Origin of the sequence: Pseudomonas meliae (assembly GCF_001400515.1) — a bacterium.
In the GTDB taxonomy this organism is placed as follows: Bacteria; Pseudomonadota; Gammaproteobacteria; order Pseudomonadales; family Pseudomonadaceae; genus Aquipseudomonas; species Aquipseudomonas amygdali.
This window is the reverse complement of record NZ_LJQT01000340.1, coordinates 1-24522: the sequence shown is the minus strand read 5'-3', so window position 1 is coordinate 24522 and position 24522 is coordinate 1. Positions and strand designations below refer to the sequence as shown.

The following is a 24522-nucleotide window of genomic DNA, read 5'->3' as shown; positions in this document are numbered from 1 at the left end:
CCGCCCCGGTCGCTCCCACAGGTACGCATTCCAACAAACCAAACAATCAGTCAGCGATCATTTACCCTTTACCACCATCTGCGCGGGTGCATCACCCAGCGCCTGCCAGTTCGGGCGGTACATCGATTCGACCTGCGGCGGCGGCACGCGGTATGTTCCCGGCGTGACTGCGCGGGCCAGGTAGAGCAGGTGCACGGTGCTGCTGCCGTCGATATCCAGCGCCGCCACGTAACGATCACCGCGGTATTCCTGATGCTTGATCCCGGCATTTTCCATCGACTCGCGGATCGTCTTCACTTCTTCACTGGCGTCTTCCAGGCTTGCCGAGCTTTGCGCCAGGTTCTGGTTTTCCAGCTCCAGGCCCGCAGGCAGCAAGTCCACCACCAACGCATCCGGTACGCGCTGTTTGGCACCAATCTCCAGATGTACCAGAACCAGCTGCCCGGTTTTCAGGGCTCCGACGTTCAGTGTCGCGCCGCTCAGGTTCAGGTATTCGCGACGAATGCTCAGGTTTTCGCCACCGGCTGCAGGCGTCTGGGTTGGATAACCGGAAACGGTCAGTTGCTGATAAAGCGGTTCGCTGCCTTGATTGTGTACTGAAAGCGGCGAAGCCAGCAGCGCACCGTCCAGCTTGAGGCCCGGCTGTTTGTTGCTCAACTCGCGGGTTTGAGTGCCGCTTGTGAGGCTGGCGGTCCAGTCCTTCTCCGCTTTACCCAGCAGGTTACGACCGGCAAGGAACAGCGAGTTGCTTTCCTGAGTGGACAGGTAGCGATTGGCGGCCACTTCATCGGCAAGGGCAAACAGGCGCTCGTCACGCCTTTCCCTGGCGAGATCATTTTCTTCCAGCAAGGCCAGAATCAGTGCCTGATCACGCAGCGAGCTGCCGTAGTCGGCCAGCCATTCATTTTTGCGGCTGACTGCCAGGCCGGCGCTCAGGGCCAGATCGGCACGCGGTTTGTCGCCCATCTTCTCCAATGCGACCGCCAGCTGTACCAGCGGCAGCCCGGAGCGGGCGTCACTGCGTCGGTCGAACAGGCTGCGCAAGGCCGCCAGCGGAGCCTGTTGGCTGCGTGACAGCACCAGCCCCGCATAGGCTTGCACGGCAAAGCGCGTATGTTCGGCGTTCTGGCTGTAATTGACCTGAATCTGCCCGGCATCCTGCAAATAGCGCAGCAGGCGTTCACTGGCTTTCTTCAGCGCGTCCGGTGGTACGGCAAAGCCCTGATCGCGGGCGCGCAGCAGGAAGTCGGTGACATAGGCGGTCAGCCAGTACTCTTCGTCGCTGTCCGAGCCCCAAAGGCCAAAGCTGCCGTTGTAACGTTGCATGCCCAGCAGGCGCTCGATGCCGATCTCGACCTTGTGCTTGCGTTCGGCATCCGGTTCGCCGGTCAGGCCCAGACGCTTGAGCGTCGCCGCGTCGGCATACAGCGATGGATACAGGCCGCTGGCGGTCTGCTCCAGACAACCGTAAGGGTAGGCCTTCAATGCCCGAATCTGTTCACCGATGTTCAGCGGCGGACGGCTCGACAGCGACAGCATGGCTTCGCGACCGGCAGGCTCGAAGGCTTCAAGTGCACCGTCCGGCAGGCTCCAGCTTTGCTCGTTGAGAGTGGCGCGATAATGCCTGAGCATCGCCGGGTAGGCAGGGCGCACACCGATGCTCCACTCGCGAGTGAAGGCGGGCAGGGTTTCACCGGGCAGGTCCAGACCTTCGACCAGCACTTTGATTTTGCCCTGACCCAGTCCACCCTGCGCCAGTACCGGCACTTTAAGGGTGACGCGCTGCCCCTCTTTGAGTTGCAAGGGCTTGATCTGATCGCCGCCAGGAATGCTCAACTGGCCTTCAGCGCTGATCTTCACGTCCAGCTTTTGCGCTTTGCCCGACAGGTTGGAGACGTCAAGCGCGACGCTGGTCTGGTCGCCACCTGCGAGGAAGCGCGGCGTCGACAGCTCGGCGATGATCGGCGCAGCAACGATGGTTTTTGTCTCGGCCATGCCATAGCGGTCGTCGGTCCAGGCCTGAGCCATGACCCGCAGTTCGCCGTTGAAGTCTGGAATGTCGACACTCGCTTCGCCTTCACCCGCGTCGTTCAGGGTAACCGGTGCGCTTTGCAGTGCCACGATGGTCACGCTGGTGTCCGGACGCTTGCCGCCTTTGGCCAGCGCATCGCCACCGAACGCCATGCTGGCCAGGCGTCCCTGACCGGCTTCGATCAACTGGCCATAGATATCCAGTTGGTCCGCGCCATACTGCTTGCGGCCAAACAGGCTGGCAAACGGGTCAGGCGTGGCGTAGCGGGTGATGTTGAGAATGCCGACGTCCACTGCCGACACCAGCACTTGCACCTGCCTTGGCACGCTGCCATCAGCATTTTTGGCGACAATCTTGAGTTTAAGCGGCTGTTTGGGGCGCATTTTCTCTGGTGCGGTGACCGTCAGCGCCAGTTTGCGTTGCGTGCGGTCCAGCGGCAGGTGCAGTACACCCACGGCGCGCTTCGGCGTGACGTTGGCCTTGCGCTCGCCGGGGCGTATGACCAGAGCGGTGACGTACAGATCGTGGCGAGCCCACTTTTTGTCCAGCGGGATTTCATACGATTTGCCCTCGGCCGGCACGTCGATTTCCTTCCACCACAATGGGCCTTCGCTGGACTCGACCAGCAGATAGCCCTTGCCCGCAGCGGGTGGCGTGACGGTCACCGTGGCGGTGTCGCCATCGTTGTAGGCCGGTTTGTCCAGCGCCAGCTTGACCTGATCCGGCCTGACCGCACCGCCATCGGTGTTGTCCTGCCAACGATAGCCCGCCCAGAAGCGCAGGCTGCTGACCATGCCGGTGGACGGGGCTTCCACTTCGACACGGTAAGGGCCCCACTCGACCGGGAAGCTGATTTTGGCTGTCGAGTCTTTGGTGATGTTGAGAGTTTCCTCGTTCAGGTTGAGGAATTTCTCGTTGAAGTGGTAGTAGCTCCAGCCATCGTTGGCCGAATAATTCCAGTAGTAGTCGCGGCGCTCACGAATCAACCGGACTTTTACATTATCAGCGGCCAGTTTGTTGCCAGCGGCATCGGCCATCACGATTTCAAATTCGGCCGGGCCGTCGCCGTTGGTCTGCGCCTCGCCCTTGCCGGCTTCGTCGTCGTAGTCATCGCTGCCTGTACTGCTGCCAAACAACGCACGCACGCCGGGCAAGTGCTCGGCAGGCCAGATCGGCTGCACCAGACGACGGGTGATCGGACGCCCGCCGGACTCTTGCAGGCTGGCTTGCAGAATCAGTTGCAGTGGCGATTTGGCTTGCGCCCATTCGCTCTGCACGGCGAGCGTCGAGTGGCCTTCGGCGTCGAGCGTAACGGGCTCAAGCTCCAGGTCATGCTTGAGGTCTTCTTCGGTGATCGAACCGAACTGATAGCCCGGCAGTTTCGGCACGGCTTCGCGCAGCGGACGCACGTAGACCTGACCAGTCAGGGTATTGCCCGAGGCGGGCGCGCCGTACAGGTAGCGGCCCGTGATGTCGAACTCGGGGTTGTCAGCAGGCGCAACCGGCGTGTCGCTGCCCTTGAGTTCCAGAGCCAGGCGCTCGGGCAGGAAGTCTTCAACCTTGAATTCGTAAAGCTGCGGTTTGCCGTCGCCCAGGTCGAACACCAGTTGCCAGCGACCGGTCGGCGCTTCATCGGCGAGTTGCAATTGATACTGGTAAAACCCACTGCTGTCGGCTTCCCAGACGAACTTGCGGCTGACCCGATCATCAGGGCGGCGCACTTCGACGGTAATGGGTTGTGGCTTGACGTTCTTGCCGTCGCTGTCACGCAGCAGGCCGTTGAGCAGCACGGTTTCACCGGGGCGATACAGGTCACGCGGGCCGAAAATGAAGAATTGCAGCGGGTGAGCCTGCGGGCCGGAGATGTCGAACTCGGCCAGGTCCAGCGCCGAGCTGTTCAGGCGCAGCATGCTGGTCTGTTCGTCCTTGTGCGCCAGCACCACCGCGGCCTTGGCTGGCAGCGGCAGTTGAGTGTGGCCGTCGCTGTCGGTCTTGCCTTGGGCGACAACCTTGCCGCTGTCGTCGTACACGTCGATGCTCACATCGCTCAGGGCCTTGCCGCCCTCGAGCGCCTGAGTGAAAACGTCCAAGCGGTTGCTGTAACGGTGTACCGACAGACCGATATCACTGAGGGTGAACAGGGTAGCTGGCTGCGAGTAGCTGTAGGTCCCCGAAGCGCGCATGACCGCCAGATAAACACCCGGCTGTTGCAGGGGTTTGATACCGGCAATCGGCAGCAGCAGGGTCTCACGGGTATTGCGCGCAGGCTTGAGATCGAAACGGCCGCTGTAGACCAGTTCGGCCATGGGCAGCAGTTCTTCGGAGCTGTAGCTGGACAGGCTCGACGCACCGTCCCACTGGGCGAGGAAGTTGGGCATCGAGTCGGGTTTGACGCGGAAGAATTCGACATCCACCTTGTCGACGTTCAGGGCGATGACTGGCAAGCCCTCGGCCAGCCGCGTCGGCAACAGGCTGCCACGGCTGGCGAAGCCTACGGTGGCTTGCAGGTCACGGGTTTCCAGACGGCTGATGTATTCGGCCGCGAGCGTGGCCTTGTTGACGGCCTGCAGACCGGTATCGACGGTCAGCACCAGTTTGCGCTGCGGCTCAAGGTGGCGCAGGCGCAGTTCCATGAGGTTGTCCGACAGCTCCCAGGCACCGTCGACCTTGCCGTTCTTGCTGTCCACCAGATGAAGTTTTTCGCCGAACTTCTGCTCCGGGTCGAGCGGCACGGAAAAGCTCACCGACAGGGCGCTTGCGCCGTCGATCTGGATTTCCGACACGTCGATGACGGTCAGTTCGCGCCCTGCGTAGCGCTTGCTCAGCGCGGCGAGGTCGACTGCGGGTTTGGGCTTTGTATCGGTAACCGCTGCCTGGGTCGTTGCTGCAGCGGCTGGCGCCGGTTTATCCGGGGAGGAGGAATCACAGGCGCTCAGCAACGCAAGCGCGCAAGCCAGAAACAATCCTTTGTTGAACATGGTGGCACTCATCGGCAACGGTAGAGAGGGTGCGACTATATAACAGTCGTGATGACAAGTATTACTGTCAGATTGAACAGGTAGTCCCTAGCATTCCTCACACGCCAGCGCAGGACGTAGAGCTTGGCTATCGTTCCTCACGCTCCAGCGTGGGAATGCCTTGGGTGACGCTCCGCGTCACAAATGTTCGCCGCGCCGCACATTCACGACCGGGCCACCATCATCTGCACAGCAAAGCCTTGGCGCTCTGGCTACAATGCTCGCCTTGCCGGGAGTTCTCATGTCCACGTTGCTCAACGATTGGCGTCATCGCTCAACCCATCGTCGTGTCTGGGCGCTGGCTGCGCCGATGATTCTGTCGAATATTTCCGTTCCGCTGGTAGCGCTGGTCGACAGCGCAGTGATCGGTCATCTGCCGCACGCACATCAGTTGGGTTCCGTCGCGGTCGGGTCGACGCTTTACACTTTCCTTGCCTGGGCCATGGGTTTTCTACGCATGGGCACCACCGGTTTTGCCGCGCAGGCGGCAGGGCGCAATGACAGTGCTGCGCTGCGCCGGATCCTGTTGCAGGGGCTGTTGCTGGCCGTCGGGCTGGCGTTGTTGCTGGGTGTGATCGCCTTGCCGTTCAGCCATCTGGCGCTGGCGATGATGCAGCCGTCTGCCGATCTGCAGCAAATGACCCTGGATTTCTTCCACACCCGGCTGTTCGGCCTGCCTGCGGCGCTGGCCAGTTATGCGCTGGTCGGCTGGTTTCTCGGCGCGCAGAACGCCAGAGCGCCACTGGCCATTCTGCTCATCACCAATCTGGTCAATATCGCGCTCAACCTGTGGTTCGTCATCGGCCTGGACTGGGGCGTGGTCGGTTCGGCGCGTGCCTCGGTGCTGGCAGAGTGGACCGGCGTAGTGCTCGGTCTGCTGCTGGCCCGCAAGACCTTACGCGCCTGGCCGGGGCAGATCGTCTGGTCAGCGCTGAAGCTATGGAGCAACTGGAGACCCTTGCTGGCGGTCAATCGAGACATCTTTCTGCGCACACTGGCGCTGCAATCGGTGATGTTCCTGATCACCGTGCAGGGCGCTCGTCTGGGTGACGCAACGGTTGCCGCCAACGCATTGTTGCTCAACGGCCTGCTGTTGACTGCCCATGCACTGGACGGGCTGGCGCATGCGGTCGAGGCGCTGTGCGGCCATGCCATTGGTGCGCGTGACCGGGATACGCTGCGGCGCTCGCTGGTGGTCGCGGGAGGCTGGTCACTGATTGCCAGCGCGGCATTTGCGCTGTTGTTTCTGGTGGGCGGGCATGTGTTCGTCAGCGTGCAGACCGATATTCCCGAGGTTCGCGCCACGGCCATGACCTATCTGCCGTATCTGGCGCTGATGCCATTGCTGGCCGTCTGGAGTTACCTGCTGGACGGGCTGTTCATCGGTGCCACCCGTGCGCGTGAAATGCGCAACGCGATGCTGTTCAGCGCAGCAGGCATCGCGCCGCTGGCTTATCTGGCTTCCAGCCGCGGCAATCACGCGCTATGGCTGACGTTTCTGGCTTTTACCCTGCTGCGCGGCCTGAGCCTTGGCGCCATTGCCTGGCGATTGACGCGCCGGGACGGCTGGTTCGTTCACTGAGTCTTCAAGACCGCACGGTTCTTTTCCGCGAGCCTTTGCGGGGTGTGATTGACGAACATGTCGACCTCGTCGACCACCGGTGCCAGGCCGCTTAACAGCTTGGCAAATGCGCCGACCAGCGTGCCGTGATTGGTGCGCGAGAAATACAGGTCGCGTACCGGCACACCCGCCTCGCGCAATGCCCGCGCCAGGCCACCGGTGTTGCGTTTGGGGTTGACCAGCGAGTCCGTATTCGAGGCCATCAGCAACGCAGGGGGCGCGCTGGAACTGACGTGGTTGATGGGTTGCGAGTCAGGCGGTGAGTCGGGGAAAAAGAACACCGGTTTCACATCGGCGTTCTCGATAGGCAGAAAGTCGTACGGCCCGGCCAGCCCGATCCAGCCGCTGAGAATGGACGGCGACAAGCCTTCACGGGCCAGCCAGCGGGGGTCGAGCGCCAGCATCGCAGCGTTATAGGCACCTGCACTGTGGCCCATCACGTACAAGCGGTCAGGATCGCCACCGTAGGTTTTTGCATGCTTGTGCGCCCAGGCCAGCGCCTTGGCTGAATCTTCCAGAAAGCTTGGGTAGCGCACCTGCGGATAGAGCCTGTAGTCGGCAATCACGACGACCATGCCACGCGCAGCCAATGCTTCGCCGACGAAGACGTAATTGGCTTTCGAACCGGTGTTCCAGCTGCCGCCATAGAAAAACACCACGACTGGCGCATTGGCCGGTTTAGTCTGTGGGGTGTAAACGTCCAGCGTGTTGCGTGGATCCTGCCCGTAGGCCACCCCGTAGACATGATCGACAGGGCCGGTCGGATTCAACGTGTTGAGCAGCTTCAAGGGCGAGCAACCGGACAATGCTGCCAGTACGGCACCCGTCATCAGTGTCAGGAAAATCACTCGTATCATAAGGGAAGGGCTCTGGCAGATAAGTCGGATATGCCTGAGACCGTCGCGCTTCGCCCCAGTGCCGCATAGTTACTGCTACGTCATTCAATAGCGTCCGGATCACCCGAAGAACGGCCATTCGCCTTGCTGGCAAAGCTGATGCGCGGGCTGCTCAGTGTCAGGCCATCATCGTCGATCTGCACCGTGCTGGACCCCGCATCCACTGTGACTTTGCTGCCTTCACCAAGGTATAGGCAGACCCCGTCTGCGAGTTGCAGCAGTCGGTCAGGCCCGATGAATATTTGCCGGTCGAGGTGCATTAGGACGTTATCGACAGGCGCTGGATCATTCTCGCGGCGCGCCTCCTGCACCGGCAGACCGCCGATGATCAGTGGTGGGTGTGTGTCATCCACAGAAAAGCTCACCGCCACTGACATGCCGGCGCGACATTCGATATCCAGCCCCGGTGCCAGATGCAGCCAGCAGCCACCGCCGGGATCATTCGGGTGTTGCCATTCCCACTCCAGCCGGACGTGTACCCGGCCTGACGCATCAAGCCTTGCCGGTTCGCCGCTGATGCCGATGATCCAGCCTCGCTGAAGATGCGCAATGGGCGCGCACGGTGCCGGGGCAGGCGTTCTGAAGCCGACTTCCCATGGTATGGCCTTGAACTGGTTCGAGTAGCGTTCCGATGCCCCGCGGTCATTGCCATCAACGATGCCAAAGCGATGCCGGACTTCGGTGATCAGCCACATGTGGTTCCAGTTCTTCTCGGGATGGTCGGCCAGCGGCAGCAGTTCTGCGCAAGTCACGAACGGCAAGGTACTCTCGCCTGTCGCGTGCTGGGCTGCGCGGCTGCCGGGCAGATCCGTTGCATGCTCGGTGACGGCAAACCGGGTCACCCCGGACTGTTGCGCGAATTGACGCCAGCGTGCGACAGGGCTGCGCGCAAACCCGTGCAGGTTGGCGCCGAATACCAGTTCGTGGCGATGCCGTGAATGGACAAAGTGGTAGTGAATGCCTTCTTCTGCGCACAGGCGCTGGACCAGTTGCAGGTCGGATTCCTGATACTGCACGCAACAGTCGCGTTCGCGGCACTCGGTCGGCAGGTCAAAACGGAAACAGTTCTTCAGGCCATGTTCTTCGAGCACCTGGGTGATGATCCGGGTGGCGGTCATGTGCTGAAAGATGCGCGACTGGTGGCGTAACCCGAGGCATGCCAGCCGAGGCCCCATTATCAGCGTGTAACACGCCGGGCCGGGTTGGTAATGCTTGCGTGTCGCGCCTTGAATCTGACCGTGAAAGTTCTTCCGGCTTCCGAAGCTCAGCGAGGCAGGTTTGTACATCAGGCCGGTCAGGTCCAGATCCAGGCCGTCGCCAAGAATGTCCAGTTCAAATGTAAAAGGCTGGCTGATCGCCTCGCTTGCGCTGAACGATATGACAGTGAAGCAGCGCTGCAGGCGGGCAATTTCCAGACGAAAGAGCGGCGCGCTGGTGGGGTCGGGCATGATGGAGTGCTTCTCTACCGGGAATGCGACCGCGAATTCTGGCGCAGAAAACGGGCAGGGTAGAGGGCTGCAGGTAGAACAGGACGTTGCCTACAGGGAATGTTGGTAGCGGCTTACGATGTGCGCATGACCATCGCGCCAACGCATAAGTCTCGTAGGAGCGAGCTTGCTCGCGAAGAGGCCGGAACGCACCCCGAAACAAGGCGTTTGGCCTCGTTCTCCTGGCTTATCAGAACTTGCCTGTAACGATGAGTGCACAGCATTGGCACCACAGTCACAGTAGATGGGGCCCCAATTGCAGGCCCCATCGCAAATCCTGGAATCAGGACGACAGGTACGAAGAGCGTGTCAGCCCCAGGCGCAGGGCGTCGAGGAAGTAGGTACGCTCGCGCGGGGTAATCTTGGCGCTGGCGACCTTGTCCCGGTAATGGGTCATCAGTTCTTCCGGCGACAAATGCACGTAGCGCAGCATGTCTTCGATGGTGTCGTGGGTTTCGATGCCCGCGTGGTAAACGCTGCCGTCCGGGTTCTGGTAGATGTTCACCGAGTCGGTATCACCGAACAGGTTGTGCATATCCCCCAGAATTTCCTGATAGGCGCCTACCAGGAAGATCCCCAGCAGATAGTCTTCGCCTCCGTTCAACGAGTGCACCGGCATGCTGGTCTCGATGCTCTGCTCATCGACGTACTGCTTGATCTTGCCGTCGGAATCGCAGGTCAGGTCCTGAAGCACGGCGCGGCGCACCGGCTCTTCGTCCAGACGGTGCAAGGGCAGAATCGGCAGCACCTGGCCGATGGCCCAGGTATCGGGCAGGCTCTGGAACACCGAGAAGTTGCAGATGTACTTGTCGGCCAGCTTGTCGTTGAGTTCGTCGAGCACCTGACGGTGCGAGCGTTGACGTGCCTTCAGCGAGTTGTACAGGCGGCGGCAGACGGCGAAGTAGCATTGTTCGCCGAGTGCCTTCTCTGCCAGGCTGATTTTGCCATCGGCGTACTGGGTAGCGATGTCGCTCATGTAATGCGTGGCACGCCAGTAGGTTTCGGTGACCATTTCTATGTCGGTCGGACCCAGCAGGTCCACCAGCCACTGCACGGTTTCCGGCAGGCTTTCCTTGTCGGAGATTTCCGGCACTTCGTCGTTATGCTTCTCGACGTCGGTCACCTGGACCACCAGCATGGCGTGGTGGGCGGTCAGCGAGCGGCCGCTTTCCGAGAAGATATGCGGGTGCGGCAGGCTTTGCGCATCGCAGAACTCCTTGAGCATGCCGACCACCACACCTGCGTAATCGTCCATGTCGTAGTTGATCGAGCTGGCGTTGCGTGAGTGGGTGCCGTCGTAGTCGACGCCCAGACCGCCGCCGACATCGATGTAATCCACCGGCAGGCCGAGTTTGCGCAGTTCGCCGTAATAGCGGATAGCCTCTTTGAAGCCGTGCTGGTAATCAGCCAGGTTGGCGATCTGCGAGCCCATGTGGAAGTGCAGCAGGCGGATGCCCTGATCGAGCCCGGCCTTGCGGAAGCGCTCGACCACCGACAGCAATTGTGCGGCCGACAGACCGAACTTGGATTTCTCGCCGCCGGTGTCCGCCCATTTGCTCGACGCCAGGGAAGACAGACGCACGCGCAGGCCTACCTGAGGGGCGACTTTCAGCTCGGCGGCTTCTTCGATCACCAGCTCGACTTCGGATTCTTTCTCGATGACGATGAATACGTTGTGGCCCAGCTTCTGGCCCATCAGCGCCAGACGTATGAACTCACGGTCCTTGTAACCGTTGCAGACGATGGTGCCGCCTTTGGGCGCCAATGCCAGCACGGCCATCAGCTCCGGTTTGGAACCCGCTTCCAGACCGATGGAGACGTTCTGCGTGGCGATGATGTTTTCCACCACCGCTTCCTGCTGGTTGACCTTGATCGGGTACAGCGCGGTGTATTGGCTCTGGTATTCCAGGCGCGCGATGTTGCTGTCGAATGCACCGGTCAGTTGACGCACACGGTCTTGCAGAATGTCGGGGAAGCGCACCAGCAAGGGCAGCGACAGGCCGCTCTTGCGCAGGTTGTCGACCTGTTCGTAAAGGTCGATGGGCGAGCTGTCCGGCCCATTGGGACGGACTTCAACGCGACCTGCTTCGTTGATTGCAAAATAACCCGCGCCCCAATGGCGAATACCATAAACGCTGCGGCTGTCCGCAACCGTCCATTGGCTGCCATCGTCTTTGCGTGTGCGTCGTACGGACATCGAAGTCCCCTATAAAGAAGTCGTTGCGCCAGCCAATAGCCAGCTGGGCGCAGTGTAATGAGTTGAAATGACGATTTGATTCGCTGCCCGCTACGCGGATTCAGCCGCCGGACTTTTTAGCCTTGAAGCCTTTTTTGATCAGCTCTGCCAATAGCAGTTCGACGTGATCGCCCTGAATCTCGATCACGCCGTCCTTGAGCGATCCGCCTGTGCCACAGCGCTGCTTGAGGGCCTTGGCGAGTTCTTTGAGCGGCTCTTCTGCCAGCGGGACACCACTGATGGTAGTCACGGTCTTGCCGCCGCGGCCTTTGCTTTCCCGGCGCACGCGGGCAATACCGTCCCCTTCGGGGATGGCGGTCTGTTTGCAGGTGCAGTCGGCAACGGGCTGACGACAATCCGGGCAATGACGCCCTGCGTCGGTTGAAAACACCAGGCCACCAAGGGCGGCGAGAGAAGCGGCTTTTTTAGCCACGCAAAAATCCTCTTGTTGAGGACTGAAGATGGGTCGGGCTCACACGAACCATCGACCGCGAAGCCCCACTCTGGCAGGGGCAGCGCTACTGAAACGGCAGGGCCGGTCCAGTTTGAAAAGGTCGCGCAGTGTAACGGCAAACAGACCGGTTGCTAAGGGGCTGGATACGCCAATTTCTGAACACTGGCTTACTGAGCATTCTCTATCTGCTGCAGGTAGCGTTTCAGCGCCGCGAGCGAGTCCGGGCAGTAAGGGATTTTTTCAGCCTGATGCAGAACGTCGGCGATGGGCATGAAGCGCGCTTCCAGCACTTCTTCGGGCTGCAATCTCAAGGGCCCGTCCCACACGGCTGAAAATACGGCGCACCAGAGCCGGTTGCCCGGCTGATCGAAGAAAAACCGTTCGTGGGCCTGCAACGGTACGCCACTGACGCCCAGCTCCTCTTCCAGTTCCCGGGCAGCGGACTCGTCATAGCTTTCATCCGCCTGCACCATTCCGCCTGCGGCGACATCCCAATAACCGGGATAAATCGCTTTGCTCAGTGTGCGCCGATGCACGCAAAGCTCACCGGCACTGTTGAACAGCAGGATATAAGTGCCGCGCCCGATCAGTCCGCGCTCGCGCAAGTCGGCGCGGACCCGCCCCGCGAGCCGAGCAGTCGGTCCTGCTCGTCGACCCAGGCGATCTGCTCGGCATCCGAGGCGGCACGGTGCGCGGCCTCGTTGGCGGGAATAGACATCAGCCTTGATTCAGCAACTGGCGCAGGTCGATGACCGCGGCGTTGGCACGCGAGATGTAGTTGGCCATGACCAGCGAGTGGTTGGCGAACACACCGAACGGGCTGCCATTCAGAATCATCGGGCTCCACAGCGGTTCCTGGGACGCTTCCAGCTCACGAATGATCTGACGCACGCTGACGGTCGCATTCTTCTTGGCCAGTACATCGGCGAAGTCGACCTCGATGGCGCGCAGCAGATGCGACAGAGCCCAGGCCTGACCGCGCGCTTCATAGAACACGTTGTCCACTTCCAGCCACGGGGTCTCGACGATTTCCTCGTCTACCTGCGGTACTTCGCCAGGTTTGACCGAAACAGCGGCCTCGGTTTTCAGCGTGCTGTTGAGTTTGACCCGACCGACACTGGCCGAAAGGCGTTGCGACAGCGAGCCCAGGCGGGTGCCGACATCACCCAGCCAGTTGTTCAGGTTGTCGGCGCGGGCATAGAACAGCGCGCCTTTCTGGTTCGGGTCGGACAAACGTGCCTGGTAGCGACTCAGAGAGTTGATACCTTCGGCGTATTGCGACTCGCTGGAAGGCAGGATCCAGCTGCGATTGTTGAAGTTGAACAGCGGCTCGGCGCGAGCCAGATCGCCATCTTCGGCAGATTGAGACTGGGAACGGGCAAAGTCTTTGCGCAGCGCACGACTCAAGTCACGCACCTGCACCAGTACGCCGTATTCCCAGCTTGGAATGTTGTCCAGCCACAAGCCCGGTGGCATGCGGTCGTTGGACAGATATCCACCGCGCTTGTTGAGCAGGGTGCCAGCCACGGTCTTGAGCGTTTCAACCGTCGTGTAGCCGATAACCATTGGCTTGCCTTCGCGCTCGGCGGCGGCTTGAGCGTTCTGTTGTACAGGGAACAGTGCAGGCTCTTTGCTCCAGTACCAGCCGACTACCAGTGCAACCAGCAGGTAAATCAAGATCAAGGCGCCCAGAGCGCGGCTATAGAACAGGTTACCCAGGTAACCGCGGCGTTTGACCGATGAAGTGTCAGCGGTGCGCTCACCCGCGCTGCCTGCGCGGTTCTTCCAATCCAGCATGGTAGGGTCCTTTCGATCTTGAGTTGAATGCTTCACGTGGGGTTCGACCGCAACCTTACCCTAAGGTGCGATCGGGGCAGCTGCAAGCTTCGAGCTTCAAGCCAAAAGCGAATTGCTTTCAACTTCCAGGTTGCAACTCAAGGCCTATAGCCAGGCTTTATCAGTCGATTGATTTTGAGTAATGGCTAAGCGCCATCAAAATGTTGTCAAATAAGTGACTTACGGCACTGTTCTGTTGTAACGGAGGTGCTAGCATAGAGCCATCAGCCGTATCGCTCAGTAAAACCACAGTAGTCTCAATATGACCGAGCCAGAAGACCCTAGCCGAGATCGCCTGAAGCATCATTTTGCCCAAAGGGTCATCCACCAGGCACGCCAGATTCTGGAGACGTGGCAACGTCTGCAGAAAGCTGAGTGGTCGGCTGGCGACATGGCTGAGCTCAAGGAGTCGACGTTGCGTTTACTGCGCTTTGCCGAGCGCTTCGAGCAGGTTGAACACATTTCACTGGCGCATGACATCAACCAGGCACTTGAGGCTGTCGAAGCCAATCGCGGTCGCCTCAACAGCCGCGTCATCACTGACCTCAATCGTCTGATGCAACGTCTCTCCCGCACCGGGCTGCGGCATGGCGACCAGCTTGAGCAAACGTCGCTGCCTCCGCTGCGCAAGCCGGTCTATGTGGTGCTTCAGGACCATGAGCGGGCCGAGCGTCTGGCCAAGCAGCTGGAGTTTTTCGGTCTGGCAGCTGTGTCGTTGCACAGTGTTGCCGAGTTTCAGCGCGCAATGGCGCAACGGCATCCGGCGGCGATTGTCATGGATGTCGATTTCAGCGGGGCCGGTCAGGGTCTGAAGCTGGCTTCACAGGCTCAGGAAGGCCTGGAGCAGAAGCTTCCGCTGTTGTTTTTCAGCCTTAACGAAACCGATACGCCCACCCGCCTCGCAGCAGTGCGGGCCGGTGGCGAAGAGTTTTTGACCGGCGCGCTGGAAGCGTCGAGTCTGCTGGAAAAAATCGAAGTCTTGACCTGCGTCGCTCAATACGAACCCTATAAAGTGCTGATCATCGACGATTCCCGCGCTCAGGCAATGCACACCGAACGCATTCTGAATGCAGCCGGAATTGTTACGCGGGTTCTGCTCGACCCGATTCAGGCAATGTCCGAACTGGCGGAGTTTCAGCCGAACCTGATCATTCTCGACATGTACATGCCTGGTTGCACCGGGACTGAGCTGGCCAAGGTCATTCGCCATAATGACCGCTATGTCAGCGTGCCGATCATTTACCTGTCGGTCGAGGATGATCAGGACAAGCAGCTTGACGCCATGAGCGAGGGCGGCGATGACTTCCTCACCAAGCCGATCAAGCCACGCCACCTGATCACCACGGTTCGCAATCGCGCCGCCAGAGCCCGCAGCCTCAAGGCGCGCATGGTTCGTGACAGCCTGACCGGGCTCTACAATCACACGCACATCCTGCAACTGCTGGAAGATTGCAGCTTTCGCTCGCGACGCGAGGGTAAGCCGCTGTGTTTTGCCATGCTCGATATCGACCACTTCAAGAAGGTCAACGACAGCCACGGTCACCCGATGGGAGATCGCGTCATCAAAAGCCTGGCGCTGTTTCTCAAGCAGCGCCTGCGCAAGACCGACTTCATCGGTCGTTACGGTGGTGAGGAGTTTGCCATCGTCATGCCCGATACCGACATTCAAAGTGCCCATAAAGTGCTTGATGAGATCCGCCATCGCTTTGCGGAGATCCATTACCCCGCGCAGCCGACCGATCTGTTTTGCACTTTCAGCGCTGGGGTCGTTTCTCTGGGGGCTAATGACGACAGTCTGAGCCTTGCGTCACAGGCGGATACTGCGTTGTACTGCGCCAAGCACGCGGGCCGCAATCAGGTGCATTCGGCCCTGGTGGATGTGCCCTATCACGTCGTGTTGACGGAAATCGAGGCCTGATTCGGTTTCAGTCCTGGCTTTCGATCAGCTTTTGCCGCTCTGCCGATTTGCCGGGTGAAAATGCCAAGGCCAGTTGGGTGCGGTTATGCATGTGGGTCAAGCGCAGCACTTGGGACACGTAGAGTTTGACAGTGTTTTCGGTAATGCCCAGTTCGCAGGCAATCTGGTAATTGGTCAGCCCCTTGCTGACCAGGCGCGCGACGTCAAGCTGGCGGGGTGACAATTTGGCCAGCGATACGGGCATCTGTGCATCACTCTCGAGGCTGGTTTTGCGCTCGGACTGCGCCCTGTTCTGAACGTTATCCAGATTTTGATAGCGGTCGTCTATGGATGCGGCCAGAAACTGAAGTTTCTCGTTGAGCAGGCCCAATTGCTGACGGTTTTTCTGCCGTTCGTGCAGCGCTTCCACCTGCAACTGGACACCCTCAAGCAACTCTTCAAGGTTGACCGGCTTCTGGTAGTAATCGGTGATGCCGGCTCGCAGAGCCTTGATGACGTCCTTTTTCTCGGCTTGTCCGGTCAGCATGATGGCCTCGAACAGATGCGTCTTGCCGCCAGCCATCTTCATGGCTTCGACCATCTCGATCCCATTCATGCCTGGCATTTCCAGGTCGCAGAGTACGATGCCAATAGCGCTGTCGCTGCTGAAATGCTCGATGGCCTCAAGGCTTGAATGACAGCGCACGCACGCATAGCCGTTGCTCTCCAGAAACTCACAGAGTTCTTCAACAATAAGAGGCTGGTCGTCGACCACCAGAACTTTCGTGACCGGGTAGTTATCCACATGCAACTCCATGCTGTTAAGGCCGGCAGACCGGAACCTTTATCCATTCAGCAAAACATGATTAAGCGTTGTATGACCCGTTTCGGGTAGTTCAATGACAGTACGCCACAGCGATGTGTTAACCGTAGTCGTACTTTCCGACTATGTACATAGCATTAAACTTTCAATTGGCCGAGAGTCGACTAATGGAGCAACGCTACTGTCAGCAGCAAGCCCGCCAATAAAAAAGGTGAAAAGGGATATTTATCTGGCGCGTCAGGGAACATATAGGCGTAACGCCGCGCAACTCGTTGGTTTATATGATGCTGCACTTTCCTGGCGAGCAACACCCAGGTCAGCGCGGCGATGCCTGCGCCGATAAACGTGCACAGTAAATAGACGCTGTCGGAGGCGAGCGCGAGTGCGGCCATCAGCTTGACGTCTCCGGCGCCCAGCTTGCCGAGCGCATAACCAGGCAATGTCAAGCCCAGTGCCAGTGCCAGTGCCAGTGCCAGTGCCAGTGCCAGTGCCAGTGCCAGTGCCAGCGCCAGTGCCAGCGCGGCTTCCAGTGGCGGGGCGCCTAGCCAGGTCGTTCCGGTGCCTGCCAGCCAGGCGGCCGCCAGTGTTGTTGCGCCCAGTGTCAGCCCGTTTGAAATGTGCTTGCGTCGCGCATCCTGTTCGGCGCAAATTACAAACCAGACAAGCAGAAGAAATAATTTCATCAAGCAAAAAACATCCTGTTTTCCGGAAAGAATCTATGCTCTGTTGAAGCCGTAAATGTCAGGGTAGACGTTGATATGAAAACCGTTCTGCAGCATGCCTTGCCTCATCGGCAGCAAGGTGCCGCCGCTATTGAGTTCGCTGCGGTGTTCGTTGTTTTCTTTGCCGTGTTCTATGGCGTGGTGAGTTATAGCCTGCCGTTGCTTATGATGCAGTCTTTCAATGCGGCGGCCAGTGAAGCCGTGCGCCGAAGTGTCGCCCTTAGCCCGACAGTGAGTGGCTATAACACTCTGTTGGTCAGCCAGGCGCAGAGTGTCGTCATGAATCAGCTGTCATGGATGCCGCCTGCGCTGGGTTTCAACGCCAGTTATACCAACGTGACCTACACCGCCGGTGTTCTGACGGTGACCATCCAGTACCCCAAGACCCGATTGACCCAGGTACTCCCTTTATTGACGCTCCCTGGCATCGGCGAGGTCCCGCGCTTGCCGACCAACCTTACTGCACAAGCGAGTCTGCAACTTGCCCCTTGAAAAAAATCGTCTGAGCCGTTGGCTGGGCCGTGGTGAAGCGCCGCCGGTATCCCAGGCTGTGCCCGTTTCGAGCGAGCCGGGACCGGTCGGGGTCGACCTTTATGTGCTGCTCGATGACGAAGGACGGATACAGAGCATCAGCCCGCAGTTGCTTGCGCGGTTGGGCATTGCCGCTCCGCTGTCAGCTGCGCAGCGGTTGATGAACCTGTTGCTGCCAAACAGCGCGCTGGTCATTGAAGGCGTGCCGCATGACTGGCTGGGGCACATGCTGGACCTGGACTTCAAGAGTGCCGATGCGCATACCTTGCACGCCCGTGGCTGGGTGCAGGCGCATGGCAAGGGCTGGCTGTTGCAGCTGCTGGATATCAGCGACTTGATGGAGGAGGCCAGTGCCGCCCGCAGCCGCCAGCAATGCCTGCGCTTTGCCGGGCAAATGGCCGAACGTGTGCGCGTGTGCAGCGTAGACCGGCTGACTGCCGTGGTGACCGAGCAACTCGAGGAACTGGCGCAGCTATGGCGCGTTCCCTGTCTGGCGCTGGTATTGCCGGAAGTCAGCGGCGCTGGCTGGCGTGTCTACTGCCAGTACAGCGCCCACACCGCACCGGAGTTATGGCAGGTTGGGCAGCGACTGGGCAATGCGCTGGATCGATTCGATGCCAATATCACCCATCAACTCAGGTTTGGCGGCGGCGTCGACCAAGGGCCGTTGCAGAGTGCCTTCGGCAACGCGGACGGTTTTCTGATCCCCCACAGCCGTGACAACGTTGCTAAAGCATGGCTGATGTTCGGTTTCTATAACCCGCAACAGCAGGCTCCGGATCTTGGTGAGCGCGAGTGGCTCAACCTGTGTTCGGCGCTGGCCGGGCCGGTGCTTTTTCGCTTGTCCGAGCAGCACAACCGTCACCATGTAGAGCGCCTGGCGGTGCTTCAGGATCTACTGGGCACCGGTTGGTGGGAGCTGATGCCTGCTCGTGACGAAATCCTGCTGGCACCGCAACTGGCGCGCAGTCTGCGTCTGGGTGACCGGGTCGAAAGTCTGTCGCGTCAAGACTGGTTGGCGTTGATTCATCCGGCTGATCGACAAGAGCTTTCCAGTCGTCTGGCGCAGTTACGTGACAAAGGCACGCCGCTGCTGCTTTGCGTGCGTCTGGCACAGAGCGACCCCGCCCAGGAAACCCTCTGGTACCGTATTCAGGGTCAGGCGCTGATCAGTGGTCAGGTTCAGCGAGTGTTGGGTTTCATGCTCGATGTCAGTGATATCAAGAATCAGGAAACCGAAGCAGCGGCCGCTCACTCCCGGCTGGATAACCTCATTGCCAGCTCGCCGGCCGTGATTTACGTGCAGCGCTACGATCACGGTAACCTTGAGCCAACCTTTTTCAGTGACAGTCTCACGCCCTTGCTGGGCTGGACGCTGGCTGACTGCGTAGATGGCCAGCTGGCGGAATACATTCACCCCGAAGACCGCGACATCTGGTTCGAGCGTAACCGGCAGCTGTTGCGCGGAGGCGTTGTCAGTCGGCGTTACAGGTTGCGCAACAAGAACGGCCACTACCATTGGTTGCTGGACGAAGCGCGATTGTTGCGTGACGACCTCGGCATGCCCGTGGAGGCGGTCGGCCTGTGGCTGGACGTGACCGAAGCCACTCTGGCGGCCGAGCACGTGCGCCAGAGCGAAGAGCGATACCGCATTCTGGTCGAAGACTCACCGGCCATGATCTGCCGCTATTCTCCGGATCTGGTACTGAGTTTCGGCAACCGTCCACTGGCCAATTACATGGAATGCACGCCGGAACAACTGACCGGGATCAATCTGGGGGACTGGCTTTCGGACGAGCAGCGCGAGGCATTCATTCGGCGCATTGGTCAACTCACCCCGCAAGCGCCGGTGAGCACCGAAGAAATCTGTATCGAGCTGCCCGGCCGTGAGTATGCCTGGTGGGTCTGGGCCGACCGGGGAATATTCGACGAGCACGGCACGCTGGTCGAGGTTCAGGCCGTGGGCCGTGATAACACGGATGTGCGCCGCTCCAGGATGCAATTGAACCAGAGCGCGAAAATGGCCACGCTTGGCGAAATGTCCACAGGCCTCGCCCATGAGATAAATCAGCCCCTCAATGTCATGCGCATGGCGGTGGTCAACGTCCTCAAGCGTCTTGGGCGCGGGGACGTGGACATCGAATACCTCACCGAAAAGCTCAACCGCATCGACGCGCAGGTACAGCGTGCTGCCCGCGTGGTGGACCATATGAGGGTATTCGGTCGGCGCTCTGAAGTGGAGGAGCAGCTGTTCGATCCGGCGCAGGCGGTGGAAGGCACTATCTCGATGCTGGCCGAAGGCATGAAGGGCAAGGGTGTGCAGTTGCGGGTCGGCACCATGATCGAAGACGTGCAGGTTCGCGGGCATGTCGATCAGCTTGAGCAGGTGCTGATCAACCTGATGGTCAACGCCCGTGATGCGTTGTTGTCACGTCGGGAAAAAGACCGGGATTTCGAACCGTGGATCAGCGTCGAGGCCGAGCGGGACGAAAATATCATCCGGCTGGCGGTTCAGGACAACGGCGGGGGGATTGATCCGCGTTTGCTGGAGCGCATTTTCGAGCCGTTCTTCACCACCAAGCCTGTCGGTGTCGGCACCGGACTGGGCTTGTCTGTCAGCTACGGCATCGTCGACCAGATGGGCGGCCAGCTCAGCGTCGGCAACGTCGGGGAGGGCGCTCGTTTCCAGATCGAGCTGCCGATATTCAACGCCGGTTAGATAATCAGCGTCGCCTGACCGATGTTGCAGCTTAAATTGGCACCCACATCGGTGGCACCCAGATTCAGGCCAAGTGACTCGAACAGCGGGTCGACGACTGATGTCAGCAAGCCGGTGAGCGTGTTCTCCACAATAGCGTCCAGCGCAACGGTCAGGCTGTTCAGCGTTGCAGCTGCTCCAGTAATGACGTTGCCTAGCACATTGCTGGTCGCAGGTTTATAGACATTCACCTTTACGCTGGAAACCGTGCCGTTCAGCAACGTACTGGGTTTGGTGTGCGCAACGCTTGTCAGGAAATAGGGCGCGCTGTTGATTTCCGGCAGATTGGGCGAGCTGAAGGTTGTACTGACGACCGTTGAGCTGCCCAGCGGCGACTGGCTTACCGTGTCGAACGTGAGACCTATGCCGCCACCGCCGAAGGGGGTGCGGGCGGTGCAGTTGCCCAACAGTCCCGCTATCTTCTGGCAGGTCTTGGTGCCTATATCCAGCACCGGTAGAGGCAGTGCGGTGATTGCCGAGGGGTCAGTGCTGGCAGGAAACGCTGCCGTGCTGTCAATCCAGCCAACCTTGGCGCTGAGCAATCCTGCATCTGTTTTGACACTCAAGGTTTTGCTGGTATTGCTGGTACAGGTGTAGCCGGTGACATAGGTGTCGGCGCTGGCCAGCGACAGGCTCAGATCTATCCTGGGGCCGGCGCTGGCAGAAGAGTCCGAGGTCAGAAACTTGAAATCGGTGACCATGCAACTGTTTAGCCCTGCGGCGCAGGTGGCTGATGTCACCAGGCCCGCGATGTTCAGGCTCAACGCGCTATTGAGGATCGGTGTCAGGCTGCCGACCACCGAGCCCGCAGTGTTGGCCAATGACGTGATGGTGCCCAGCACCGGCAGATTGATCGACACCAGCGCACGCATCTGCGCGGTGCGCACGTAGATCCGGTTGGCACCGGTTTTGGGATTGAGCGGGTCGATCTTGCTCGGGTCGCCGATGGCCGATAACTGAGGCGGCTCAACGACCTGAAATCCTGTGGTGACCTGTGCCAGGGTGCCTACATTTATTTGCGCAGCTGTCGATATGCCGGTCTTGTCGTTGGCCAGTTGCGCAAGGCCTTGAACCAGGTCCAGAAGGCGCAGGTTGGTATTCAATGCAGCGAGGTCCGAACTGCCCTGTATCGACAGCACGTCGCCGAGCAACACAGTGGTTGCGCCAGCCGCCAGTTTCAAGGCTTGCAGGCCTGCGATGGTGGCCGTACCGTTCAAGGTCGCGCCGGGGTCGAGCACATGGATAGCACTCTGGATCAACTGGCTGACAGAAACCGATGTGTTGAGCACCTCGCTGTAACCGACCGCAGTCAGGTTAAGGTCGGTCTTGAGTCGGTTCAGATAGCTCAACAGGCTGAGGTCGGTGCTGGCGAGGCCCTGCCAGTTCGCTACGCTCAGGTTGAGTGTGCCACCGAGCAGGCTGCCGATGAGCGGGTTCAGAATGGCCGCCCGAGTGCTGTCCATTGTTACCGCCGCACTGCGAATGGTCAGTGCCGCCAGTGGCGCGGCACTGGCAGCCACGGCTGTGGCGCTGATCGTGATGTTCGCAGGGGAGGGAGTTTTTTCGAACAGGGCAACAATACCGGCAGCAATACTTCGTGGCACCGGATGCGCCGCGACCACTTGAATGGCCAGTGCCTGGGTGGAGTCCGCGACAAATACGCGCTGGCTCTGCAGGCCCACTGTAAGGGTGCCGCAGAGGATGGTTAGCGTTCGACCTCCGGTATTCGGGGTAAAGCCGTTACGCGTGGCACTTTGTGTGGCGAAACCGGGGGCGGTGGCCGCCCCGCTGCACGTTCCCCTGCGCCCCGCAGCTTCCAGGGCGGCGATGTCCGCAACCCGCTGCAACGAGCGTTTCTCCAGATACAGCCTGCCGCTGTCGACCACTATCAGTGTGCACAGCAGCGCCAATCCCAATGTGAGCGCGGCCATCATGCCTATGGCGCCGCGTTGCCGGGCGGGCATTGCCGTATAACCATCCAGTGGGGACATCAGCACTCCTTCGGCCACGCCGTTGCTCACTCACCTGCTTCAGGGGAGTGTAGTCAACGCCTCGAAAGAGCACTGGCAAGGTGCCAGATTTGAGAAGTGTCGCACCCGATTTGTACGGGCGCGATCAGGTATGCCGATCAGTACTGGTAACGCAGTACTGCGTGCGAGAGGGCGCGCACCGCAAAAATGCCGAGCAGCGCGGTCATTGCCGGGACGATGAGCCACCATACCCGGACCGACATGGCGGGCAAGGGGGCGTTGCGCTGAATGAACGCCAGGCTGGCGGCGCAGACACAGAACGCCAGGAGCATTCCAGCGAGGATGTCGGTTGGCCAGTGAACGCCGAGGTAAACCCTGGAAAGCGCGATGGCCAGTGCCGGAATGCCACCGACCAGCATCCAGCTCAGGCGCAGGCGCACGGGCTGGCCGCGTCCGGCCAGCACCGCCAGCGTCATGAACAGCGCAAAGGCCGCAGAACTATGGCCACTGGGCATGCTGTAAGTGGTCAGCGGCTCTACCAGAACGTCCGGGCGAGCGCGGGCGAAGAACGTTTTCAGGGTGCCATTGGCAATCGCGGTACCCAGTGTTGCGGTCAGGGCAAAAGCTGCGTGACGCCATTGTCTGGCAACGGCCAGCACGATGATCAGCAGGGAGGCCGCCAGCAACTGGGCCTTGAAGTCGCCGATGCTGGTGACGAAGATCACGATGTTCTGTGCGGCCTCGCTGCGATGCTCCTGAATGAGCGTCATCAGGCCGTTGTCGAAGTCCGCCAGATAGGGCCAGCCGATGAACAGCGCCGCGACCAGCGTCAGGCTGAGCACGGAAATAAGTTTGGTTGCATAGCGCTTCTGGCGAATGCTGCTCTGAATACTCAGCCCGAACAGAATCGCCAGAGCGGCACCGACCACTGCCGCCTCAGGCCAGAAGCCTTCCGGCAGCGGCAGGCGAATGGCCGCGCCCGCCGCCCAGCCCGGCATCAGGTAGGCAATCGACCAGCCTGCCGCGGCCAGTACACTGACGGCCGCAAAGCGCGGGAGCGGCATGTCGCACATGCCGGCAATCATTGGCAGCATCGGGCGTAGCGGTCCGATGAAGCGCCCGACCAGCAAACTGGCGATGCCGTAACGGTGGAAGTATTTTTCCGCACCTTCCATCCACTCCGGGTGCGTGCGCAAGCCGGGCAACTGACGGATATTCTGATGAAAGCGCCGACCTATGAAGTACGACACTGCGTCCCCCAACAGCCCGCCGAGAAAACCCAGTAACAGCACTTCGCTCAACGGCAGTATGCCGCTGCCCGCCAAGGCGGCGATGGCAAACATGATGACCGTGCCCGGCACGACGATCCCGACGATCGCGACGCATTCAGTGAAGGCCACCAAAAAAATCGCGACAGCCACCCAGGAAGGATTCGCTGTCAGCCAGCCGGTCATGCCATTGAGCAGATCGCCCATCGGTCAGTTTCCTTGATCGAGAAATAAGTAGTCGCGGCCTTCGACCTGACCGCGTCTGAGAGGGTTCCGTGTGCAGAAACGGGCGTAACCGGCATCCACGAAGCGATACATCAAGTGCTCATCGCGCCCGGCAGGAATGCCCAGACGGGTGGTCTGGATAATGCGCTCGGGTGCCTGGCCGATGTCTTCGACCAGCAACCTCTGTGGGTCGAAGCGTCTGGCGTCCCACTCCGGTACTTTCAGGCCAAGTGCCTTGCACAGTAGCGTCTGGCCAGCGCAGAGCCGTTGCGGCGGGCGGATTGCCCCGCTGGCGTCGGGGTTGTTCAACTGCATCTGCGCCAGGGCGTTTTCGTCGCTGGTTGCGTCGGTCCAGGGAAATGCCGATTTGATCAGCACTGCATTGCCCGGCCCCTCGGCGCTGAAATTCAGCGAGTCACCGCCGCGCGCGTAGTACATATAGATGTGCCCGCCGTCGAGGAACAGCGCTTTGCGCTTTTCGGTATAGCCCAGCGAAGCATGGCTGCCTTTTTCAGCGCAGTAGTACGCTTCTGTTTCGATGATGCGGGCGGCCAGCCACAGCTCGCCCACTTTATGCCGAATGATCTTGCCCAGCAGATCGCGGGCCAGCAACTGGGCATCGCGATGGAAGAAATGATCCGGAAGAGCAGCAGGCATAGTCAGGCAGGTACGTTGAGAAGGTGCCCGATAATAACAAGCGCAACTTTAATTGCAGCTGAATGTGTCTGGATTAGGGAGACGCTGAACAA

15 protein-coding genes and 1 pseudogene are annotated in these 24522 nt (G+C 60.1%); 4 read left to right on the top strand and 12 right to left on the bottom strand.

The window, feature by feature from the left end:
• Positions 1 to 57 precede the first annotated feature (57 nt).
• Entirely contained in the window at positions 58 to 5010 is a 4953-nt protein-coding gene (locus tag ALO64_RS15855) for an alpha-2-macroglobulin (protein ID WP_044344787.1), read from the bottom strand.
• A 280-nt stretch (positions 5011 to 5290) separates the two neighbouring features.
• Between ALO64_RS15855 and ALO64_RS15850 the strand changes: the two genes are divergently transcribed.
• Positions 5291 to 6631, top strand: a complete 1341-nt coding sequence (locus ALO64_RS15850; RefSeq protein WP_044344788.1) for an MATE family efflux transporter — start codon at positions 5291 to 5293, stop codon at positions 6629 to 6631.
• Here ALO64_RS15850 and ALO64_RS15845 read toward each other — a convergent pair.
• From ALO64_RS15845 to ALO64_RS15820, 6 genes and pseudogenes are all read right to left on the bottom strand, one after another.
• Positions 6625 to 7527 (bottom strand): alpha/beta hydrolase, encoded by a 903-nt coding sequence (locus tag ALO64_RS15845; protein WP_044344789.1) that lies wholly within the window; start codon positions 7525 to 7527, stop codon positions 6625 to 6627. The two genes, ALO64_RS15850 and ALO64_RS15845, sit on opposite strands and share 7 nt — an antisense overlap.
• A gap of 80 nt (positions 7528 to 7607) precedes the next feature.
• Positions 7608 to 9014 (bottom strand): type VI secretion system Vgr family protein, encoded by a 1407-nt coding sequence (locus ALO64_RS15840; RefSeq protein ID WP_044344790.1) that lies wholly within the window; start codon positions 9012 to 9014, stop codon positions 7608 to 7610.
• A gap of 322 nt (positions 9015 to 9336) precedes the next feature.
• On the bottom strand, positions 9337 to 11250 hold the full coding sequence (gene speA / locus ALO64_RS15835) for an arginine decarboxylase (protein WP_031594981.1): 1914 nt from the start codon (positions 11248 to 11250) through the stop codon (positions 9337 to 9339).
• A 100-nt stretch (positions 11251 to 11350) separates the two neighbouring features.
• Entirely contained in the window at positions 11351 to 11722 is a 372-nt protein-coding gene (locus tag ALO64_RS15830; protein WP_002555350.1) for a translation initiation factor Sui1, read from the bottom strand.
• Positions 11723 to 11910: 188 nt separating this feature from the next.
• Positions 11911 to 12461: pseudogene (locus ALO64_RS15825) on the bottom strand (NUDIX hydrolase).
• Positions 12461 to 13540 (bottom strand): DUF2333 family protein, encoded by a 1080-nt coding sequence (locus ALO64_RS15820; RefSeq protein WP_002555348.1) that lies wholly within the window; start codon positions 13538 to 13540, stop codon positions 12461 to 12463. The pseudogene ALO64_RS15825 and the gene ALO64_RS15820 overlap by 1 nt, the downstream one beginning before the upstream one ends.
• A 301-nt stretch (positions 13541 to 13841) precedes the next feature.
• Between ALO64_RS15820 and ALO64_RS15815 the strand changes: the two genes are divergently transcribed.
• Positions 13842 to 15497 (top strand): response regulator, encoded by a 1656-nt coding sequence (locus ALO64_RS15815; RefSeq protein ID WP_044344791.1) that lies wholly within the window; start codon positions 13842 to 13844, stop codon positions 15495 to 15497.
• 7 nt (positions 15498 to 15504) lie between these two features.
• On the opposite strand, the gene ALO64_RS15810 is transcribed toward ALO64_RS15815, so the two are convergent.
• Together ALO64_RS15810 and ALO64_RS15805 are read right to left on the bottom strand one after the other, a co-directional pair.
• On the bottom strand, positions 15505 to 16293 hold the full coding sequence (locus tag ALO64_RS15810) for a response regulator transcription factor (protein ID WP_044344792.1): 789 nt from the start codon (positions 16291 to 16293) through the stop codon (positions 15505 to 15507).
• Between the two features lie 170 nt (positions 16294 to 16463).
• Positions 16464 to 16982 carry a prepilin peptidase gene (locus ALO64_RS15805; protein WP_044344793.1) on the bottom strand — a complete coding sequence of 173 codons (519 nt, stop codon included), beginning with the start codon at positions 16980 to 16982 and terminating at the stop codon, positions 16464 to 16466.
• A gap of 75 nt (positions 16983 to 17057) precedes the next feature.
• Here ALO64_RS15805 and ALO64_RS15800 point away from each other — a divergent pair, with 75 nt between their 5' ends.
• Positions 17058 to 17513, top strand: a complete 456-nt coding sequence (locus ALO64_RS15800; protein ID WP_005732180.1) for a TadE/TadG family type IV pilus assembly protein — start codon at positions 17058 to 17060, stop codon at positions 17511 to 17513.
• The gene (locus ALO64_RS15795; protein WP_044344794.1) at positions 17503 to 20271 is read left to right on the top strand and encodes a PAS domain-containing sensor histidine kinase; all 2769 of its coding nucleotides are present in this window, start codon (positions 17503 to 17505) and stop codon (positions 20269 to 20271) included. The genes ALO64_RS15800 and ALO64_RS15795 overlap by 11 nt, the downstream gene beginning before the upstream one ends.
• On the opposite strand, the gene ALO64_RS15790 is transcribed toward ALO64_RS15795, so the two are convergent.
• The 3 genes from ALO64_RS15790 to ALO64_RS15780 all read right to left on the bottom strand — a co-directional run bounded on the left by ALO64_RS15790 (position 20268) and on the right by ALO64_RS15780 (position 24430).
• On the bottom strand, positions 20268 to 22301 hold the full coding sequence (locus ALO64_RS15790; RefSeq protein ID WP_044344796.1) for a pilus assembly protein TadG-related protein: 2034 nt from the start codon (positions 22299 to 22301) through the stop codon (positions 20268 to 20270). The genes ALO64_RS15795 and ALO64_RS15790 overlap by 4 nt on opposite strands.
• Before the next feature lie 137 nt (positions 22302 to 22438).
• Positions 22439 to 23755, bottom strand: a complete 1317-nt coding sequence (locus tag ALO64_RS15785) for a bifunctional DedA family/phosphatase PAP2 family protein (protein ID WP_044344795.1) — start codon at positions 23753 to 23755, stop codon at positions 22439 to 22441.
• 3 nt (positions 23756 to 23758) lie between these two features.
• Positions 23759 to 24430, bottom strand: a complete 672-nt coding sequence (locus ALO64_RS15780) for a DNA-3-methyladenine glycosylase (RefSeq protein ID WP_002555340.1) — start codon at positions 24428 to 24430, stop codon at positions 23759 to 23761.
• Positions 24431 to 24522: the final 92 nt, after the last annotated feature.

Excerpts from the sequence above, each read along its gene's own strand:
- ALO64_RS15855 (WP_044344787.1), bottom strand. The coding sequence starts at position 5,010 with ATGTTCAACAAAGGATTGTTTCTGGCTTGCGCGCTTGCGTTGCTGAGC.
- ALO64_RS15850 (WP_044344788.1), top strand. The coding sequence starts at position 5,291 with ATGTCCACGTTGCTCAACGATTGGCGTCATCGCTCAACCCATCGTCGT.
- ALO64_RS15845 (WP_044344789.1), bottom strand. The coding sequence starts at position 7,527 with ATGATACGAGTGATTTTCCTGACACTGATGACGGGTGCCGTACTGGCA.
- ALO64_RS15840 (WP_044344790.1), bottom strand. The coding sequence starts at position 9,014 with ATGCCCGACCCCACCAGCGCGCCGCTCTTTCGTCTGGAAATTGCCCGC.
- speA (WP_031594981.1), bottom strand. The coding sequence starts at position 11,250 with ATGTCCGTACGACGCACACGCAAAGACGATGGCAGCCAATGGACGGTT.
- ALO64_RS15820 (WP_002555348.1), bottom strand. The coding sequence starts at position 13,540 with ATGCTGGATTGGAAGAACCGCGCAGGCAGCGCGGGTGAGCGCACCGCT.
- ALO64_RS15815 (WP_044344791.1), top strand. The coding sequence starts at position 13,842 with ATGACCGAGCCAGAAGACCCTAGCCGAGATCGCCTGAAGCATCATTTT.
- ALO64_RS15810 (WP_044344792.1), bottom strand. The coding sequence starts at position 16,293 with ATGGAGTTGCATGTGGATAACTACCCGGTCACGAAAGTTCTGGTGGTC.
- ALO64_RS15805 (WP_044344793.1), bottom strand. The coding sequence starts at position 16,982 with ATGAAATTATTTCTTCTGCTTGTCTGGTTTGTAATTTGCGCCGAACAG.
- ALO64_RS15800 (WP_005732180.1), top strand. The coding sequence starts at position 17,058 with ATGAAAACCGTTCTGCAGCATGCCTTGCCTCATCGGCAGCAAGGTGCC.
- ALO64_RS15790 (WP_044344796.1), bottom strand. The coding sequence starts at position 22,301 with ATGTCCCCACTGGATGGTTATACGGCAATGCCCGCCCGGCAACGCGGC.
- ALO64_RS15785 (WP_044344795.1), bottom strand. The coding sequence starts at position 23,755 with ATGGGCGATCTGCTCAATGGCATGACCGGCTGGCTGACAGCGAATCCT.
- ALO64_RS15780 (WP_002555340.1), bottom strand. The coding sequence starts at position 24,430 with ATGCCTGCTGCTCTTCCGGATCATTTCTTCCATCGCGATGCCCAGTTG.